This is a genomic window from Aquirufa sp. HETE-40SA (assembly GCF_054558635.1).
This window is the reverse complement of the sequence record NZ_JBPXKN010000002.1, coordinates 430,533-448,244: the sequence shown is the minus strand read 5'-3', so window position 1 is coordinate 448,244 and position 17,712 is coordinate 430,533. Positions and strand designations below refer to the sequence as shown.

The 17,712-nt window shown below is 43.6% G+C and carries 17 protein-coding genes and 1 tRNA gene; 15 read left to right on the top strand and 3 right to left on the bottom strand.

All coding sequences use genetic code 11. From position 1 onward, the window contains the following. Positions 1-414: a Holliday junction resolvase RuvX gene (gene ruvX / locus ACRZ9O_RS07390; protein ID WP_459457843.1), complete on the top strand. Its 414-nt coding sequence runs from the start codon at positions 1-3 to the stop codon at positions 412-414. Between the two features lie 33 nt (positions 415-447). On the opposite strand, the gene ACRZ9O_RS07385 is transcribed toward ruvX, so the two are convergent. Next, the gene (locus ACRZ9O_RS07385; protein ID WP_459457841.1) at positions 448-1,275 is read right to left on the bottom strand and encodes a phytanoyl-CoA dioxygenase family protein; all 828 of its coding nucleotides are present in this window, start codon (positions 1,273-1,275) and stop codon (positions 448-450) included. Positions 1,276-1,415: 140 nt separating this feature from the next. Here ACRZ9O_RS07385 and ACRZ9O_RS07380 point away from each other — a divergent pair, with 140 nt between their 5' ends. The 9 genes from ACRZ9O_RS07380 (at position 1,416) to ACRZ9O_RS07340 (ending at position 8,480) form a co-directional block, all read left to right on the top strand. Next, complete coding sequence (locus tag ACRZ9O_RS07380; protein ID WP_459457839.1) at positions 1,416-2,261, top strand: hypothetical protein; 846 nt, start codon at positions 1,416-1,418, stop codon at positions 2,259-2,261. A 36-nt stretch (positions 2,262-2,297) separates the two neighbouring features. Continuing rightward, complete coding sequence (locus tag ACRZ9O_RS07375) at positions 2,298-3,029, top strand: transporter (protein WP_459457837.1); 732 nt, start codon at positions 2,298-2,300, stop codon at positions 3,027-3,029. A gap of 36 nt (positions 3,030-3,065) precedes the next feature. Next, entirely contained in the window at positions 3,066-4,442 is a 1,377-nt protein-coding gene (locus ACRZ9O_RS07370) for a BatD family protein (protein WP_459457835.1), read from the top strand. Position 4,443: 1 nt separating this feature from the next. Beyond that, positions 4,444-5,535 (top strand): chorismate synthase, encoded by a 1,092-nt coding sequence (gene aroC / locus ACRZ9O_RS07365; protein ID WP_459457833.1) that lies wholly within the window; start codon positions 4,444-4,446, stop codon positions 5,533-5,535. After that, entirely contained in the window at positions 5,532-5,972 is a 441-nt protein-coding gene (locus tag ACRZ9O_RS07360) for a nucleoside deaminase (protein ID WP_459457831.1), read from the top strand. The genes aroC and ACRZ9O_RS07360 overlap by 4 nt, the downstream gene beginning before the upstream one ends. A 107-nt stretch (positions 5,973-6,079) precedes the next feature. Beyond that, a complete protein-coding gene (locus tag ACRZ9O_RS07355; RefSeq protein ID WP_459457829.1) occupies positions 6,080-6,691 on the top strand; it encodes a superoxide dismutase in 612 nt (203 codons plus the stop codon). 91 nt (positions 6,692-6,782) lie between these two features. After that, positions 6,783-6,856, top strand: a tRNA-His gene (locus ACRZ9O_RS07350). Positions 6,857-6,928: 72 nt separating this feature from the next. Continuing rightward, positions 6,929-7,567, top strand: coding sequence for a carotenoid biosynthesis protein (locus tag ACRZ9O_RS07345; RefSeq protein WP_459457827.1), 639 nt, complete (start codon positions 6,929-6,931; stop codon positions 7,565-7,567). A gap of 31 nt (positions 7,568-7,598) precedes the next feature. Beyond that, positions 7,599-8,480: a MerR family transcriptional regulator gene (locus tag ACRZ9O_RS07340; protein WP_459457825.1), complete on the top strand. Its 882-nt coding sequence runs from the start codon at positions 7,599-7,601 to the stop codon at positions 8,478-8,480. Here ACRZ9O_RS07340 and ACRZ9O_RS07335 read toward each other — a convergent pair. Next, positions 8,477-9,541: a mannose-1-phosphate guanylyltransferase gene (locus ACRZ9O_RS07335; protein WP_459457823.1), complete on the bottom strand. Its 1,065-nt coding sequence runs from the start codon at positions 9,539-9,541 to the stop codon at positions 8,477-8,479. The two genes, ACRZ9O_RS07340 and ACRZ9O_RS07335, sit on opposite strands and share 4 nt — an antisense overlap. A gap of 4 nt (positions 9,542-9,545) precedes the next feature. Then, a complete protein-coding gene (locus ACRZ9O_RS07330) occupies positions 9,546-10,577 on the bottom strand; it encodes a DUF3089 domain-containing protein (protein ID WP_459457821.1) in 1,032 nt (343 codons plus the stop codon). 313 nt (positions 10,578-10,890) lie between these two features. Between ACRZ9O_RS07330 and uvrA the strand changes: the two genes are divergently transcribed. The 5 genes from uvrA (at position 10,891) to ACRZ9O_RS07305 (ending at position 17,711) form a co-directional block, all read left to right on the top strand. Continuing rightward, positions 10,891-13,725 carry an excinuclease ABC subunit UvrA gene (uvrA, locus tag ACRZ9O_RS07325; protein ID WP_459457819.1) on the top strand — a complete coding sequence of 945 codons (2,835 nt, stop codon included), beginning with the start codon at positions 10,891-10,893 and terminating at the stop codon, positions 13,723-13,725. An 80-nt stretch (positions 13,726-13,805) separates the two neighbouring features. Further along, positions 13,806-15,074 (top strand): 4Fe-4S dicluster domain-containing protein, encoded by a 1,269-nt coding sequence (locus ACRZ9O_RS07320; RefSeq protein ID WP_459457817.1) that lies wholly within the window; start codon positions 13,806-13,808, stop codon positions 15,072-15,074. 3 nt (positions 15,075-15,077) lie between these two features. Beyond that, on the top strand, positions 15,078-16,067 hold the full coding sequence (locus ACRZ9O_RS07315; RefSeq protein ID WP_459457815.1) for an alpha/beta hydrolase: 990 nt from the start codon (positions 15,078-15,080) through the stop codon (positions 16,065-16,067). 1 nt (position 16,068) lies between these two features. Beyond that, positions 16,069-16,938 (top strand): sterol desaturase family protein, encoded by an 870-nt coding sequence (locus tag ACRZ9O_RS07310; protein WP_459457813.1) that lies wholly within the window; start codon positions 16,069-16,071, stop codon positions 16,936-16,938. Further along, positions 16,938-17,711, top strand: coding sequence for a (Fe-S)-binding protein (locus ACRZ9O_RS07305; RefSeq protein ID WP_459457811.1), 774 nt, complete (start codon positions 16,938-16,940; stop codon positions 17,709-17,711). The genes ACRZ9O_RS07310 and ACRZ9O_RS07305 overlap by 1 nt, the downstream gene beginning before the upstream one ends. Position 17,712: the final 1 nt, after the last annotated feature.

Genomic DNA, 17,712 nt, shown 5'->3' with positions numbered 1-17,712 from the left:
ATGGGGCGCATTCTAGCGATTGATTTTGGGTTAAAACGAACGGGCATCGCAGTCACGGATCCCTTGCAGATTATCGCCAATGGGTTAGATACGGTTCCTACGCATACCTTACTAGCTTTTCTTCAAAGCTATTTTGTGAAGGAAACGGTGGATCAAGTAGTCATCGGAATGCCAAAAAATCTCGATAATACGGACACGGATTCCACTGCCGGGGTTCGCATTTTTATCAAAAGCTTCCGTAAGAAGTTTCCTTTAATCCCTCTAGAAGAACATGATGAACGTTTTACGTCTAAGCTTGCGATGCAGGCCATGATAGCGGGAGGGATGTCGAAGAAGGATCGAAGAGAAAAGGGGACGGTCGATCGGGTATCTGCCACGATCATATTGCAATCCTATTTAGAATCAAAGTCATAAAAAAAGCGGCCCTTCGAAAAGAGCCGCTTTTTTTTATTTCGTTACCACCTTTGCAAATCGGTGGTAGAATGGAGTCTTACTTTGATCCGTTTTCGGTTTGTATTTACCCGTGATAATCGGGACATACATCACACGACGACGGGATTTTTCACCCACGTTAGGAGAAACTTCCACGCGGTGCCATAAGCGGCCATCGTGTATGGTTAAATCGCCACGTTCGATCTCGAATGCCGCTTCTCTTGGATCTGGTTTGTGGTCGATGAATTGCTTCTTACCGAATAGCAACTTCAAAACCCCTTGCGTATGTGTGCCTGGAAGTACGCGTAAACCACCATTCGAAGAAGGGCAATTGTCTAGGTGAATCCCCACGTTTAACATCGGAAGGATTTTTTGGCCTAAGAATAAATCACGCGGGCTATCGGTATGCCAGCCCATTTGGCTGAACTTAGAATTAGGTTCGTTTATGTAGTGATTGAAAACCAAGCCATCTTTTTCGTCCTCACTGATTCTGCCTTCGTAGGGAGCTAACAATTCGATTAATAATTGCAGGCGTGGATCTCTGATTAATTCGGCTAAAACGGGGCTAAACTGATTCGTGAAGCACATGCGTTGAATCATCGGGTTTCCTTCGTGGTCTTTACCAAACTTTAATGGAATCCCCTTTACTTTTTCAATGCCTTCTTCTAGCCATTGCTTCTCAATTTTCGCTAATTCCGAAATGAAAAGTTCCGCTGTTTCAGGCTCAATAAACTTCTTAAATTGAATTACTCCATACTTCTTGAAGTATTCTTTCTGCTCTTCCGTCAGCTTTTCGCCTAACGTAAAGGTTTTGTTTTCAAATTTCGCAGATGGTTTTCTCATAAGATAATGGTAATGAATTCGGGATGCAATTTACGGCAATATGTACGAATTATAGTTATCGTCGTTCGATTTTCTGATCAAAATCAAGTTTTTGGCCTAAAAAATAGCGACCTTAGCTGACTGAATTTAGAATCACCCCCATGAAAAAATTGCTATTTATTGCCACACTAAGTTTGTGTAGTCTTACTTCTTTTTCTCAACAAACGAATAAAAAAGGTTCTTATTATATCACTTGGGGGTATAATCGATCTACTTATGCAAACTCGGATATCCGTTTTGTGGGTCCAGGTTATGATTTTACTTTACTTAACGCTGAAGCACTGGATGCCCCTACGCCATTGAGTGAATTTAAAACCTATGTTGATCCCGGTTTATTATCTATACCTCAATTTAATTTTCACGCTGGATATTTCATTAAAGATAATTTATCCATTAGCATCGGTTGGGATCACATGAAATACGTGGTAACAGATGGACAAACAGTTAGAGTGACTGGCTATGTTAATCCGCAGACTTCAACTCCTGCCATTGCAGTAAACCCAGCTTATGTGGGTACGTTTAATCAAACACCTTTAGAATTAGATCCTGATAAATTTGTCCATTTAGAACATACGGACGGCTACAATTACGCTTCGATTGAAATTGAACATTATAAATCCCTTTTCCAGAGTAAGAAGAGTCGTTTTGCGATCGATTGGATGCAGGGAGTTGGGATAGGTGCCTTAGTTCCTCGCTCGGATGTCTATGTTTTTGGCGTAGGTAAAAATAATTATTGGAATCTGGCAGGTGGTGGTGCTTCTTTGAAGACAGGGTTAAAGTTTAATTTCTCTAAACTTTTATTCTTTGAAACGACAATTAAGACGGGGGCGACTAAATTATGGGATATTCGCACGACGGGCCGTTCAGTCGATCATGCGGAGCAGTCTATCTATTTTATGGAATTTTACGGGGCATTAGGATTTACATTAAAAGGTTCTTCTAAATAAATTTTTAGACTAAACTAAAAAATACTATCTTCGAGAATGTTTACTCGGATTGTATTCTTTTTGCTTTGGTCTGTCGTCACTCTTGCTCAGAGTGAGGGGCGTATTGAAACTGATCGCCCAGATCAGACAGAATGCCCTTTCATCGTTAAAAAGGGGTTTTTGCAGGCCGAAATAGGTTTCAATCGCTCTAATCGAGAATATTTATTTCCTACTTCTTTATTAAAATACGGAGTAAGTAAGCGATTTGAATTGCGCTATGTTTCTGTTTTGGCTCAAGAACCTGGAATGGAAACCCGTTTTCAAACAGAGGCAATTGGATTTAAGTGGGCGCTGATTCAACCTTCGGGATGGACACCCCGTACCTCTGTGATCGTTCACTATAATTGGGATCACCAAAACCGTGATTTTTCGGAGAAAAACTTGCGGGGACACTCGATAGGTGACGTGGTTTTTACGATGCAAAATGATTTCAATGAGCGGTCTGGAATTGGGTACAATCTTGGAACGGAAATGCATTCGAATGGATCATTTGAAGGGCTATATCGGGTAGCACCCAATGTGTTGATCGGTAAAAAGGGCTATGCCTATGTGGAGGTTTTCGGTCGGTTTCCTGCGTCTGAATTTGCGGATCATTCCTATGATGCCGGGTTTGCCTATTATGTGAATGATGACTTAAAATTAGATATATCAGCCGGCCAAAGTTTTTTACATCCTGAGGATCATTATTTCGCTATTGGACTATCTTTTCGCTTTCGAGTTATTCGATAATGCGGTCAATGCTGTAGGATTTCTTAAATTGCAGCAATGAGACGGATTTTCTTTTTCTTCACGTTCTTTTTAATCGCCTTCACAGAGTCGCGTGCACAAGCTACTTTGCTCGTGGGGGAGAAAGCTATTACGCTGGAAGAGAATTTTGCTTTATCCTTTGTTTTTAAATCCGCGAATGCAAGCGTAGAAACACCTACTTATAAATTCCCTGAACTTCCGGGACTACGAAAACTAGGGGTTTCGCGTTCGAAAGCCACCGATATTCAAAACGGAGAGCCAGTTTATTCTTACACGTTCTCGCAATATTACCAAGCCTCTAATCCAGGGACCTTACTTATCCCACCCGCTGAAATCATCGTGAATCAGCAATCCTTAAAGATGGATGGATTTGCCCTGCAAGTCAGTGCATCAGAACAAAAGGAGGAAGTGATAGAAGAAAATAAAGCTCAAATTGAAGAGCTTTTCAAGGGTCAAAACTCTGTCTTCTTAGCCCTGACCTCCACCCAATTTCAACCCTTTGTAGGCCAAGGATTCACCCTGAAATTCTCCTTATTTATCCCGGACGACAATTCAACGCGCTATAGTTTTGATCGAAATGACATTCAAATACCAGCCTTGATTCAGAAATTAAGGCCTAAAAACTGCTGGGAAGAGAGTTTTGGACTCCAAGAAGTGAAAGTGTCGAAAGTGGTTTACAAGAGTAAAAAATACACCGAGTACCGCTTCTTTCAATCATCCTATTTTGCCTTGGATGCAAAGAAGATTTTTATTCCATCCGTAAGTTTGCAGATGCTGAAAAACACGGAAAAGGTGGTTTTTAGTTCGAAGCCTATCGTGATTAGTCCGAAGGAATTACCTAACCACCCTTTGAAAGGGAAGGTGCCCGTGGGGGATTTCCGCTTGGTAGAAAGTTTGACAGGAAATCAAGTACAAACAGGGGATTCCGTTGTATATGTGTCTAGCGTCATTGGGGATGGGAATAGTATTCTTTGGGATGCCAAATTAGTGGAGTCAGATTACTTCCTGAATTTCTCCCCCTTAGGTACTCAAAGTTTCGTTTATCCCTACGGCGACAAAATGTTAGGCAATAAAACAGAGAAAATACTGATTATTCCATCGCAACCGGGTAAATTTGCACTGAAATCCTATTTTAATTGGATCTACTTTAACACGCGAACGGCGAGCTATGATACCTTGCGTTCTGGGATGACCTTAGCGGTAAGTGGTCAACCCTCCGATCGCGTGCTGAACACGCAGTCGGAAACGATGTTGTTATACCGTGGATTAGAGAAATTAGCCGCGGAAAGGGTGATTGGCTATCGCTGGATGGATTGGAAACAGATTTTTAATGCTTTTTTAGGGCTGGTTTTACTCTGGCTTGTCATTTTGATGATTAAGGCCAAAAGAAAATAATATGGGCAGTATATACGGTAAAATATTTCAAATTAGCACTTTTGGCGAGTCGCATGGTGCTGCGGTAGGGGTGGTAGTAACGGGGTGTCCGGCGGGAGTTGATTTCGATATGGAATTTATTCAATCGGAATTAGATCGACGCAAGCCGGGTCAATCGCGCATTACGACACAACGTAAGGAAGCGGACTCAGTGGAAGTGGTTTCCGGTGTTTTCGAAGGCAAAACGACGGGAACGCCCATCGCGATGCTTGTTTGGAATGGAGACCAGCGCTCGAAAGATTATTCACATATTGCAGATCAATTCCGTCCCTCGCACGCCGATTTTACCTACCAGGAGAAATATGGTGTTCGCGATTACCGTGGAGGCGGCCGTAGCTCGGCGAGAGAAACGGTGGCGCGGGTGGCTGCTGGGGCTTTGGCAAAATTAGTATTAAACCAATTAGGGGTTAAAATTACCGCCTACGTTTCGCAGGTAGGAACTTTAAAATTAGCAACGCCCGTAGAGCAACTAGATTTATCGGTTGCAGAAACGAACGCCGTGCGTTGCCCTGACACTAAATTAGCGGAAGAAATGTTCACCTATATCGACGAAATCCGCAAGCAAGGGGATTCCGTGGGAGGTGTCGTTTCTGCCTACATCACGGGTTGCCCGGTGGGTTTAGGCGAACCTGTTTTCGATAAATTACACGCTGAATTAGGCAAGGCGATGTTAAGCATCAATGCCGTCAAAGGCTTTGAATACGGCTCCGGATTTGATGGAGTTGAACTTCGCGGATCTCAGCACAACGATATTATTGTCAAAGACGAAGCTGGCAAAGTGAGCACGGTTACCAACCATTCGGGTGGTATTCAAGGAGGGATTTCGAATGGAGAGCCCATTTATTTCCGGGTAGGATTCAAGCCAGTGGCTACGATTATGCAGGATCAGGATAGTTTGAACAATTCTGGAGAAAAGATTGTTGTATCAGGCAAAGGTCGTCACGATCCTTGTGTGGTGCCACGCGCCGTACCTATCGTGGAGGCGATGTCAGCGATCGTGTTATTGGATTTCTATTTGCGTAATCGGTTGACAAAATTATCAGACGTTTTATGATTCCAAACGAGGATGAATATTACATGAGACTTGCGCTAAAACAGGCGGAGCGGGCTTTAGAAGACGAAGAGATTCCGGTAGGAGCGGTCGTAGTTTGCCAGGGGAAAATCGTGGCAAAGGCCTACAACCAAACGGAAATTTTGACCGACGTAACGGCGCACGCAGAGATGATTGCGATTACCTCTGCCGCCCAAACGATCGGCGCTAAGTATTTGAAAGATTGCACGCTTTACGTGACGCTGGAACCTTGCCTCATGTGTGCAGGAGCCATTTATTGGTCACAGTTAGGGCGATTAGTATACGGTGCTTCAGAAGAGAAGCGCGGTTTTGAAAAACTAGGAACAGGCATTTTACACCCGAAGACTGAGATTGTTGGCGGGGTTTTAGCAAACGAATCAGAACAACTATTAAAGGAGTTCTTTTCGATGCGACGATAATAAAATGGTAAATGGTAAGCGGTGAATGGTAAATGAAAAGTCAAAAACATTTACCATTCACCATCTACCATTCACCATCTACCATTCACCATTTAAATTATACTATTATGTCATTTACATTAGCCCCATTACCGTATGCAAATAATGCGTTAGAGCCGCATTTCGATGCATTAACGATGGAAATTCACCACGATCGTCACCACAATGCGTATGTGACAAATTTGAACGCAGCTGTAGCTGGAACGGAGTTAGAAGGAAAATCTTTAGAAGAATTATTTACTTCTATCTCTAAATTATCTCCAGCAGTTCGTAATAACGGCGGTGGTCACTTTAACCACGATTTATTCTGGAATATCTTATCGCCAAACGGTGGTGGAGCTCCAGTGGGCACATTAGCCAAAGCGATTGATGCGAAATTTGGTTCTTTTGATGCCTTCAAAGAAGAGTTCAAAAAAGCAGGTTTAACGCGTTTTGGTTCTGGCTGGGCGTGGTTAGTTGCGCAGAAAGATGGTTCGGTAGCGGTTTCAAGCACGCCTAACCAAGACAATCCATTGATGGATGTGGCTGATGTAAAAGGCTTCCCTGTGATTGGATTAGATGTTTGGGAGCACGCTTATTATTTGAAATTCCAAAATAAGCGACCAGATTACATTGATGCATTCTGGAGTGTAGTGGATTGGAACAAAGCGGAAGCGCGTTACCAAGCCGCTCAGAAATAATTGATTAGGACGGGAGGGTGAAAATTCTCCCGTTTTTTTCTGCTTTCTTTTGCAATATTGGAAGCTTTGCGTATTTTTGCAGTCCCAAATGGCGGTTGTAGCTCACTCGGTTAGAGCACTGGTTTGTGGTACCAGGGGTAGTGGGTTCGAATCCCATCATCCGCCCAAAATGCCTCAGTAGAAATGCTGGGGCTTTTTTTGTGTTAATTTTTCTACATTTGTAGCGAAAACTAGTATATGAATCCTGTATTTCTAAAACGTTTTTTGATAGTCTTGTATGCTTCCGGTCTTATCGGGATGCATTTGCCTGCGACTGCGGCCTTATTTACCTCCTTAGTGCCTTTGACACTATGGTTTACGGCCTTTATCTGCGTGGTGTATTTTCCTAAGCCCTCGTTTCAAGCGTATCTTTTTTTAGTAACTCTGGCCATAGCGGGTTGGTTTTTAGAAGTGCAGGGAGTCAGGACGGGTCAAATTTTTGGGGTTTATAGTTATGGCAAGACCATGGGATTTAAGTTGATTAACGTGCCCATCACCATTGGTTTGAATTGGCTTGTGCTTGTCTTAGCGACTAGTGCCTTAGTGGAAGAATGGAATATTGCAGGTAAAATCAGCAAAGCGGCGATAGGCGCTGGTCTGATGACAGCCTTGGATTTTTTAATTGAGCCGGTGGCTGTACATTTTGATTTTTGGACTTGGGCCGGAATTCAGGTACCTACGCAAAACTTTTTAGCCTGGTGGATGGTCTCTTTCTTTTTTCATTTGGCCTATCAAAATACGCCTTTCCCTTCCAAATCAAGCCTTTTTAGACTTATTGCAGCCTTACAATTTTTATTCTTTTTAGGACATTGGTTAATTCTTCAATGGAATTCGTAAACATTTTCTACGTTAGGATGTTACCATGTGGATGAACGTTTACTCGATTAAAGATTTAGAGAATTTCAGTGGTATAAAAGCTCATACGATTCGTATTTGGGAGCAACGCTATCACTTACTTACTCCTGTCCGTACGGAGACAGGGATTCGTACCTATTCTGATGTTGAGTTAAAGCGAATTTTGAACATTGCGACCCTTCAAAATAAAGGAGGAATCAAGATTTCCAAGATTGCCGAATTATCCGAAGCCGAAATTTCCGAGAAAATTCTTCAGCTTTCCGGTGGTGATTTAGATTATCCAGAACACATTCAAGCCATTACCGTGGCGATGATGGACTTGGATGAGTACCGTTTTCAAGAGTTAGCGAAGTCTATTACTGATGCGTATGGTTTTGAAAACTTTATGCTTCGGGTGATTTATCCATTTTTGACGCGTTTAGGCACTTTATGGCTTTCTGGTTCGGTTGGACCAGCTCAGGAGCACTTTATCACGCACTTGATTCGTCAAAAAATTATTGCAGCCATTGATTCTCAAATGGCAAAACCTAAAGCGAATGCAAAGAAATTTTTATTGTATTTGCCAGAAGGGGAGATGCACGAAATTGGATTGTTATTTGCGAGTTACTTAATCCGCGCTCGCCAGCATTCAGCGGTATATTTAGGCCAATCTTTGCCTTTTGATGAATTATGTTTGGCCTACGAAATACACCAACCTGATTATGTCTTCAGTGTATTTACAACTGAACCTTCACAGGATGTATTACCCGCCTATGTGGCAGAATTAGACAAGCATCTTCCAGATGCCCAAATATTATTGACAGGATACAATGTCTTGCACTCTCCTGAACCTATTCCTGCTAGAATTCAATTGATTGGAGATTTCAATACCTTAATTGAAATGATTGAATCTTAGCTGAAGCTAGTATCTAGCTTTGTCGCATCTTCCACGAATTTTTTCACTTGTTGCTCCTGGTCTTTAGGGCAAATCATTAATACATTTCCGTGTTCGGCTACGATGTAATTCGATAGGCCGTGTATCACAACTAATTTATCTTTAGGAGCCTTAATGATGCAATCCTTTGTTTCATACAACATGGCGTTCGCATCAACTGCATTTAATTGATCATCTTTTTCATTGATCTCATGCAAAGATTTCCACGTGCCTAAATCCGACCAGCCAATATCCGCCAAGATCACTTTTACATCGCGTGCCTTTTCCATCACCCCATTGTCCATTGAAATGCTCTTACAAACGGCATAGACCTTTTTAATAAAACCAGGCTCTTCTTCGGTATAATAGAAGGCTCTACCTTCTTCGAATTGCTCAGCAAGTCGAGAAAGATGTTTGGTTAGTTCATGTTTGAAGGTGGGAATGGAGAAAACGAAAATTCCTGCATTCCATACATAGTCGCCACTTTCTAAAAAAGCCTCAGCTAATTCTAAGTTAGGCTTCTCCGTAAATGTTTTTACCATTTTTGCCGCCGCTGCGTTGTCATGGTATTGAATATAGCCATAACCTGTATCAGGTCGAGTAGGAACGATTCCTAAGGTCACTAGCACCGGTTCATTTTTAGCCACTTCAATGGCTTCGTTAATCCGGGCTTTAAATGCCTCTTCTTTTAAGATCACATGATCTGCTGGGGCTACAATTAGCTTTGCTTTTGGGTGCTTTTTGCTAATCTTATAGGCCGCATAGGCGATACAAGGAGCCGTATTTTTACGCTGGGGTTCTTTTAAAATTTGATCTGGGCTAAGAAAAGGGAGTTGTTCTTGAACGATACCTGCGAATTCTTCACTGGTAACGACATAGATATTTTCTTTGGCAACAATTCCATCAAAACGTTCTGCCGTTTGTTGAAGCATGGTTTTTCCCACGCCTAAAACGTCGTGGAATTGTTTCGGATAATTACTTCTGGAGATGGGCCAAAATCGGGTTCCGATTCCGCCCGCCATGATTACAAGGCAGTTAGGCATAAGCTTATTTTTGGCTGAGGAACGTGTTAACACGCAATACAGCGTTTTCTCTAATATTTTGGTAGTATAAATTGATGTCCGCCTTGTGCCAGTTTTTCAATTTGACAAAAGAACGACCTGGGACATAGGGTGTGTTTGTCCACAAGACACCTAAATGGTTTTGCGCATCCGCAAATTCTTTTACGTATTTAAATCCATAGGACACCCCTCCTATGTTCTTCTCTTTGGAGGCAAAACCCTCATCTGTAGACCAGGTTAATGGATTCACCGAAGCCAATTCCGTCACCGTGCCAGGATGCCAAGGCGGTAAATAACCTTGTAAAAAAGTGGTATAAGCAATAAAGCAACCTGTTTGACTAGGGCTTGTGCAAACCGGTATTTGGTTAAATGTATTTTTAGGAGTCGCAATTCCAATGATGTAAGCAGCTACGAGTTGCTTGCCTAATTCTTTTCCATCAAAGTATTCCTTTAATAATCTAGTCGCGTGAACCGTACCTTGGCTGTGACCTGCAATGATGATCGGGCGACCCTTGTTTTCTTTGGCTAAATAATACTCAAAAGCTCTTTTCACATCTGAATATGCAACATCTAACGCAGCTGCTTTGTCCTCTTTGTATTCAGTAACAAAAGCTTGGTAATGTGCCTGACGATAGCGTGGTGCAAAAACACGTCCTGCTGCATTAAACGCAGTGGCCTGATTTAAGATAGTTGAACTATCAGTGCGCATATTTAACGCTGCATCTGTCATAGAAGCATTCCAAACGTATTCGTTTTCTGGTTTATACGTAAATATGGTGGGGTGAATAAAGAAGACATCGGCTTTAGATTCAGCCTGATTATCTTTCAAAAAGGACTTGCGCGGGACTAAATCTGCCGCGTCAAAGCGAGAAGGCAAGGCTGACCAAGAAGCAGGATCTGAATAATCAGCTGGAGCAGGTTGAGGGGCATCCTTCCAACGAGTAGACAACACATAAGGTGTCTGATTGCTCGCGCAGGCACTTAACAGGAATAGAGAAAAAATGAAGAGTGCTCTCATTGGTTAAATTTATAGACAAAGCTACAAGTTTAATCCTCCTTTTTAAAATAAAATAATGGGGCGGTCCATTGCGATTAAATTATTTTTTAAAAGCAGTAAATTTTTTCAATTAACGAAATCATTCATTTAGTATTTTACTTCGAGTACTCAGTTTGAAAAAATAGACACCAGATTTTCAAATTACATTACAGGACTTAGCATTTTTTCTCTCAACTGTGCAAGAACATTTGTCGCAATTAAAATTAGTTTGAGTCTGCCCCTTTAAGTGGAGCCTCTTTTTTTGTACCTTTGTGGATCGATCGATTCCCAACCTATGGCTTCAAAAGCGTCAGATTCTACCGGATTTTCCCACATTCAAGTGCTGGGTGCACGTGAGCATAATTTAAAGAATATTGACGTTTCCATTCCGCGCAATCAGCTCGTGGTGGTGACGGGTATTTCGGGTTCGGGAAAATCGTCTTTAGCCTTTGATACCATTTATGCAGAGGGCCAAAGGCGCTACATGGAATCCTTCTCCGCCTATGCTCGTTCTTTCCTCGGAAACATGGAGCGACCAGACGTAGACAAGATCGAAGGGCTTTCGCCGGTGATCTCCATCGAGCAAAAGACCACCTCTAAAAACCCGCGCTCCACGGTAGGAACGACCACCGAAATCTACGATTTTCTGCGTCTACTCTATGCCCGTGCCGGAGAGGCTTTCTCTTACCTTTCAGGCGAGAAAATGGTCAAGCAATCCGTCGACCAAATCATCGAGACCTTATTAACCCAATTCAACAAAGGTAAAGTCGTTTTACTCGCGCCCGTAGTCAAAGGCCGCAAAGGACATTACCGTGAGTTGTTCGTGCAAATCGCGAAGTGGGGATATACGAAGGTTCGAATCGACGGTGAAATCATGGACATCGAACCGAAGATGCAGGTCGATCGGTTTAAAGTGCACGATATCGAAATAGTGGTCGATCGTTTAGTGGTAACAGAGGACGAACGCTTGCGTTTATCCCAAAGCCTGCAAACGGCGATGAACCAAGGCAAAGGGCAAGTCTACGTTCTAGATGCCAAGAATAAATTACATTACTTCTCCCAGACTTTAATGGATCCGGCGACCGGCTTGTCTTACGATGAACCTGCACCGAATACCTTCTCTTTTAACAGTCCGTATGGCGCCTGCCCTTGTTGCAATGGCTTAGGTGTGGTAGAAGAGATTACGGAAGATTCGGTCATTCCAGATCGTTCTTTAAGTATTATTCGCGGGGCGATTGCGCCCATCGGGGAATACCGAGAGCTTTGGATCTTCAAGCAATTAGAGGTTTTATTGAAGCCCTTTAAAGTGGGACTTTCTACGCCTATAGCAAAGTTTCCAGCGGAGGCCGTGGAGTTGATGTTGTATGGTTCTGATGCGCCTGTGGCTGTTCCATCGAAGAAATACGAGGGAACCGAATGGAATACGAAATACGATGGTATTGTAAACTTCTTAAAGCGCCAGCAAGAGTCAGGTTCTGAGAAGACCCAAGACTGGTTAAAGGATTTCATGATTATCAAAAAATGTCCAGAATGCGAGGGCTATCGCTTAAAGAAAGAATCCTTGCACTTTCGCATAGCGGATAAACACATTGGGCAATTAGCCCAAATGGATATCACTGAACTGGAGGCCTGGTTCGCTGACGTGGAAACACGGATGAGCGATCGCCAGCAGCAGATCGGGGTGGAGGTCTTGAAAGAAATCAGAAAACGCGTGGGCTTTTTGACCCAAATCGGCTTGACCTATTTGACGCTCGATCGACCGATGAAAAGTCTTTCTGGTGGAGAGGCGCAGCGGATTCGTTTAGCGACGCAGATAGGAACGCAACTCGTGGGTGTTTTGTACATTATGGATGAGCCGAGTATCGGTCTGCACCAGCGTGATAACGAGAAATTAATACAGGCTTTAAAAGATTTAAGGGACTTAGGTAATTCAGTGCTAGTCGTGGAACACGATAAGGACATGATGCTAGAGTCTGATTATATTTTGGATATCGGTCCAGGTGCAGGTCGCCACGGAGGAAATGTGGTGGGTTCCGGTACACCAGCTGAGTTCTTAAAACTGAAGACGCCTACGGCGGCTTATTTGAATGGCGCTTTGGAGATTGCGGTGCCAGCCGTTCGCCGCAAAGGCAATGGTCTGAGTATCGAATTGAAAGGGGCGACTGGGAATAATTTGAAGAACGTGTCGGTGAAGTTCCCGTTAGGGACTTTGACGGTCGTGACCGGTGTTTCTGGGTCCGGCAAATCGACTTTGATTCACGATACCTTGGTATTGAAATTGAAGCAGCATTTCGATCGCACGAAGCGAGATGCGATGCCACACAAAGCAATTACGGGTTTAGAAAATATCGATAAGGTAATCGAGGTGGACCAAAGTCCCATCGGCCGCACCCCTCGTTCTAATCCAGCCACCTATACGAATATGTACAGCGACATTCGAACGCTGTATTGCGAATTGCCAGAATCGAAGATTCGCGGATACAAGGCGGGACGATTTAGTTTCAATGTGAAAGGTGGCCGTTGTGAAGGTTGTGAGGGAGCGGGTCGCAAGAAGATTGAGATGGAGTTCTTGCCAGATGTGTTAGTGGAATGTGAGACTTGTAAAGGAAAGCGATTTAATCGGGAGACCTTAGAAGTACGCTTCAAAGGAAAATCAATTTCGGATGTGCTCGATATGACGGTGGAGCAGGCTTTGGAATTCTTCGAAAACCAACCGCGTATTTTCCGCCGTGTGCAGACCTTAGCTGAAGTAGGTTTAGGCTATATCACTTTAGGACAACACGCGACCACCCTTTCTGGAGGTGAGGCGCAACGCGTAAAACTAGCAGAAGAACTTTCCAAAAAGGATACAGGTAAGACTCTCTATGTCTTAGATGAGCCTACGACGGGCTTGCACTTTCAAGATGTACGTCTTCTTTTAGATGTATTGCAGAAACTAGTGGATAAGGGGAATACGGTCTTAATCATCGAACACAATATGGACGTCATCAAGGTGGCCGATTACCTAGTCGATATGGGTCCTGAGGGCGGAAACGCAGGAGGGCAATTATTAGCCAGCGGAACTCCAGAGCAAATTGCCAAAGAAAAAAATAGTCACACGGGACGCTTTTTGAAAAAGGAATTATCGTAGATTTTTTTTACATTTATGTACTTTCTACATCAACGATGAACTATTTGCCTCAGATACTATTTATCGCCCTTCTAGGGGGTATGTCTTACCTGATTTTTCAGCGATTTTCCCTTATCATACAGACGATTCGTTTAGCTCGTCCGGTGGAATTATCGGACCATCCGTCTGAACGTTTTAAACGTATGGCACTTTTGGCTTTCGGTCAAAAGAAAATGTTTTCCAAGCCGATCGTCGGCTTTTTTCACTTCCTGCTCTACATCGGATTTGTACTGATTAATATCGAGATTCTCGAAATCATTTTAGACGGCATTTTAGGTACGCATCGCCTTTTTGCACCGTTTTTAGTTTCGCTCTACCCTGGATTGATGAATTTTTTCGAGATCTTGGCGGGTGGCGTTTTTGTGGCATGTGTGTTCTTTTTTCTCCGTCGTGGGGTATTTCGCACCGGTCGTTTACAAGCCGCTAATCATAAAGAGTTAGCCGGTTTTCCCGTAAAGGATGCGTATCAAATATTGCTGATTGAGGTTGTTTTAATGCTGGCCTTGTGGACGATGAACGGAGCGGACTCGGTGTTGCAAACACGTGGTGTGGAACATTACCAGCCAGTAGGATCTTTTGTGATTTCTGGTCAGTTAGTTGGCATTTTTGCGCAGCTTTCGACTTCCGCTTTAATCTTGCTTGAGCGCGCCGCTTGGTGGTTTCACATCATCGGAATTTTGTCCTTTGCTTTATACGTTACCTATTCAAAACACTTACACATCTTTTTTGCTTTTCCATCGGCGTATTTCTCTAGTCTAGAATCGTCTGCGAAGATGTCTGCGATGCCAGCGGTAACGCATGAGGTCAAATTGATGCTGGGTCAACCAGTAGAAGAGCAGCCAATAACGAACGCGAAGTTTGGTGCTAAAGATGTAATGGACTTAACCTGGAAGAACGCCTTAGATGCGTATTCTTGTACGGAATGTGGCCGTTGCACAGAGCAATGCCCGGCGAATCAAACCGGTCGCGCCTTGTCACCACGTAAAATTATGATGGATACCCGGGATCGATTAGAGGAAGTGGGTGGTATTTTGAAGGCAAATAAAGGGGCTTTTGTGGACGATGGGAAATCATTATTCGACAGAATTTCTGCCGAAGAGTTACGCGCCTGTACGTCTTGTCAGGCTTGCGTGGAAGCATGTCCGATGGAGCTTTCTCCGCTGAGTATCATCTTAGAGATGCGTCGCTTCCAGATCATGGAGCTTTCGGATGCGCCGGGTGCCTGGAATGCCATGTTTGCGAATGTGGAGACGAACCAAAGTCCGTGGAAATTTAACCCTGCCGATCGTTTGAATTGGGCAAAAGAATAAGCTATGAAGAAAATACTGGTTGTTTTAATTTTATTAATAGGCGCCTATTTCGTAGGTCCTAAACCGGAGGCTCCGGTGCTTACGCCTAGTGCGAGTTGGACGGATATCCCGGATTCAGTTAGTCAAATCGATGCCTACATCGCATTTAAAGAATCGAAGACGGTGTTGAAGCCAGGGAATGAGGCGCGTGTTATTTGGGCAGATTCAACTCAGCCTAAAAAGACTAAGATCGTATTAATGTACGTGCATGGATTTTCTGCATCACCTATGGAAGGTGATCCTTTGCACCGCGAGGTGGCGAAGAAATTCGGTGCGAACTTATTGCTTGCTCGTGTGGCGGGTCATGGGGTGCCAGATTCGGACTCAACCTATGCCACGGTGACGGCGGATGACTATTACCAAAGTGTCGAAAACTACTATGCGATCGCGAAGAAATTAGGTGATGAGGTAGTTGTTTTAGGTACGTCTTTCGGTGGTGCGATGTCGCTCGTTTTAGTGGCTAACCATCCAGAAATAAAGGCTTTGATGCTCTACGGTCCTTGCATCGCGATTAAAGACCCGAATGCGACTTTATTAGATAATCCGTGGGGATTGCAAATGGCCCATCTGATAACGGGTAGTGATTACCGGGATATTCCGGTGATGGCGCCAGGTCACGCGGAGAATTGGAGTTTGCATTATAGACTGGAGGGCGTGGTGGCCGTTCAAAATTTGTTGACGCATGCGATGACGAAAGAAGTCTTTGAAAAAGTAAAAATCCCCGTTTTCATGGGCTATTATTACAAAGACGAGGAGCACCAAGACAACGTGGTTTCGGTAGATGCGATGAAAGTGATGTTTGAACAATTAGGTACGCCAGCGGGTTTAAAAAAGTCAGAGGCATTTCCTAATTCAGGGAATCACGTAATAACGTCGAACCTGCTGGGTAAATTAACGGATAAACCAATTGCATCGTCAGAGGCTTTCTTACGCGATGTGGTTAAACTAAACTAAGATGGGTCCTACTTTAATTTTATACGCTGTTCCATTTTTCCTTTTCACGGTCCTACTTGAGTCATATATCCTATATAAAACGCACCGTGATTACGTGGAGGCGAAGGATTCGATGACTTCAATTGGTTTAGGTTTAGGTAATTTAGGGATCGGATTTGTGACGAAGGCGATTACTTTTGGAGCCTCATTTTATGTCTACAATAACTGGAAATTGTTTGATTTAGGCCAAACCTGGCCTGTGTGGGTATTGGCTTTCTTCGGAGAGGATTTAACCTATTATTGGGTGCACCGCATCTCACATGTGATTCGTTTTTACTGGGCCTCTCACATGGTACATCATTCGTCCCCTAAGTATAATTTAGCGGCGGCCTTGCGTCAAACGTGGACGGGAAATCTATCAGGGGGTTTTGTCTTTTGGCTTTGGTTGCCTTTGATAGGTGTGCATCCATTTATCGTGATGTTCTTCCAACAAACCAGTCTACTGTACCAATACTGGATTCACACGGAATTGATTAACAAGATGCCGCGTTGGTTTGAATACATCTTGAATACGCCGTCGCACCACCGCGTGCACCACGGGACTGATTTAGATTATCTAGATACGAATTACGCGGGGGTGTTGATTATTTGGGATCGGATGTTCGGCTCCTTTGTTACAGAAAATCAGCGGCCTTCTTATGGATTGACGAAACAGATTGAGAGTTATAATCCAGCAAAAATTGCCTTTTATGAATGGGTACAGATGATTAAAGATGTGGCCAATGCCAAAAGCATGAAAGGTGTTTTAGGGTATGTTTTCGGGCCTCCAGGCTGGAGTGAAGATGGAAGTCGATTAACGGTGACCCAAATGCGCGAGCAACAGAAGAAATAATGGAGACGATAAAAACGATGGCTGAGTTCGCCGCAGCGGGGGAGCAGCCGGAATTTCTTTTTTGGGTAGGATGCGCGGGTTCTTTTGATGACCGCCATAAGAAAGTGACGAGAGCTTTTGCAGAGATTTTGCAAAAGGTAGGTATCAGTTTCGCCGTTTTAGGGACAGAAGAATCGTGTACTGGGGATCCAGCTCGTCGCGCAGGGAATGAGTTTTTATTCCAAATGCAGGCCATGTCTAACATCGAGGTATTAAACCTCTATGCAGTGAAGAAAATAGTGACGGCATGCCCGCATTGTTTTAATACGTTAAAGAATGAATACCCTACCTTAGGTGGAAATTATGAGGTGATCCACCACAGCCAGCTTTTGGCAGAATTAATCAACTCAGGCAAAGTGAAGGCCTCCGATGGCTCGTCTTTAGAACAAGTGGCCTACCATGATTCCTGCTATTTAGGAAGGGCAAATGGGATTTATGAAGCACCTCGGGAGATCATTTCAGGATTAAAAAAGGATTTAGTCGAGCTGAAAAGCTGTAGAACAAAGGGTCTTTGCTGTGGAGCGGGCGGCGCACAAGTATTCAAAGAACCGGAAACGGGCGGAGAAGACGTGCAGGTGAAAAGAGTTCAAGAAATGGTCGATTCCGGAGTGAGCAAAGTGGCCTTAGCGTGCCCATTCTGCATGGTTATGGTCCAAGACGGCTTGAATAAAGTAGGCAAAGAAAAACACATCCAAGTAGTAGATTTAGCTGAGTTAGTGCAGCAATCCATGTAAT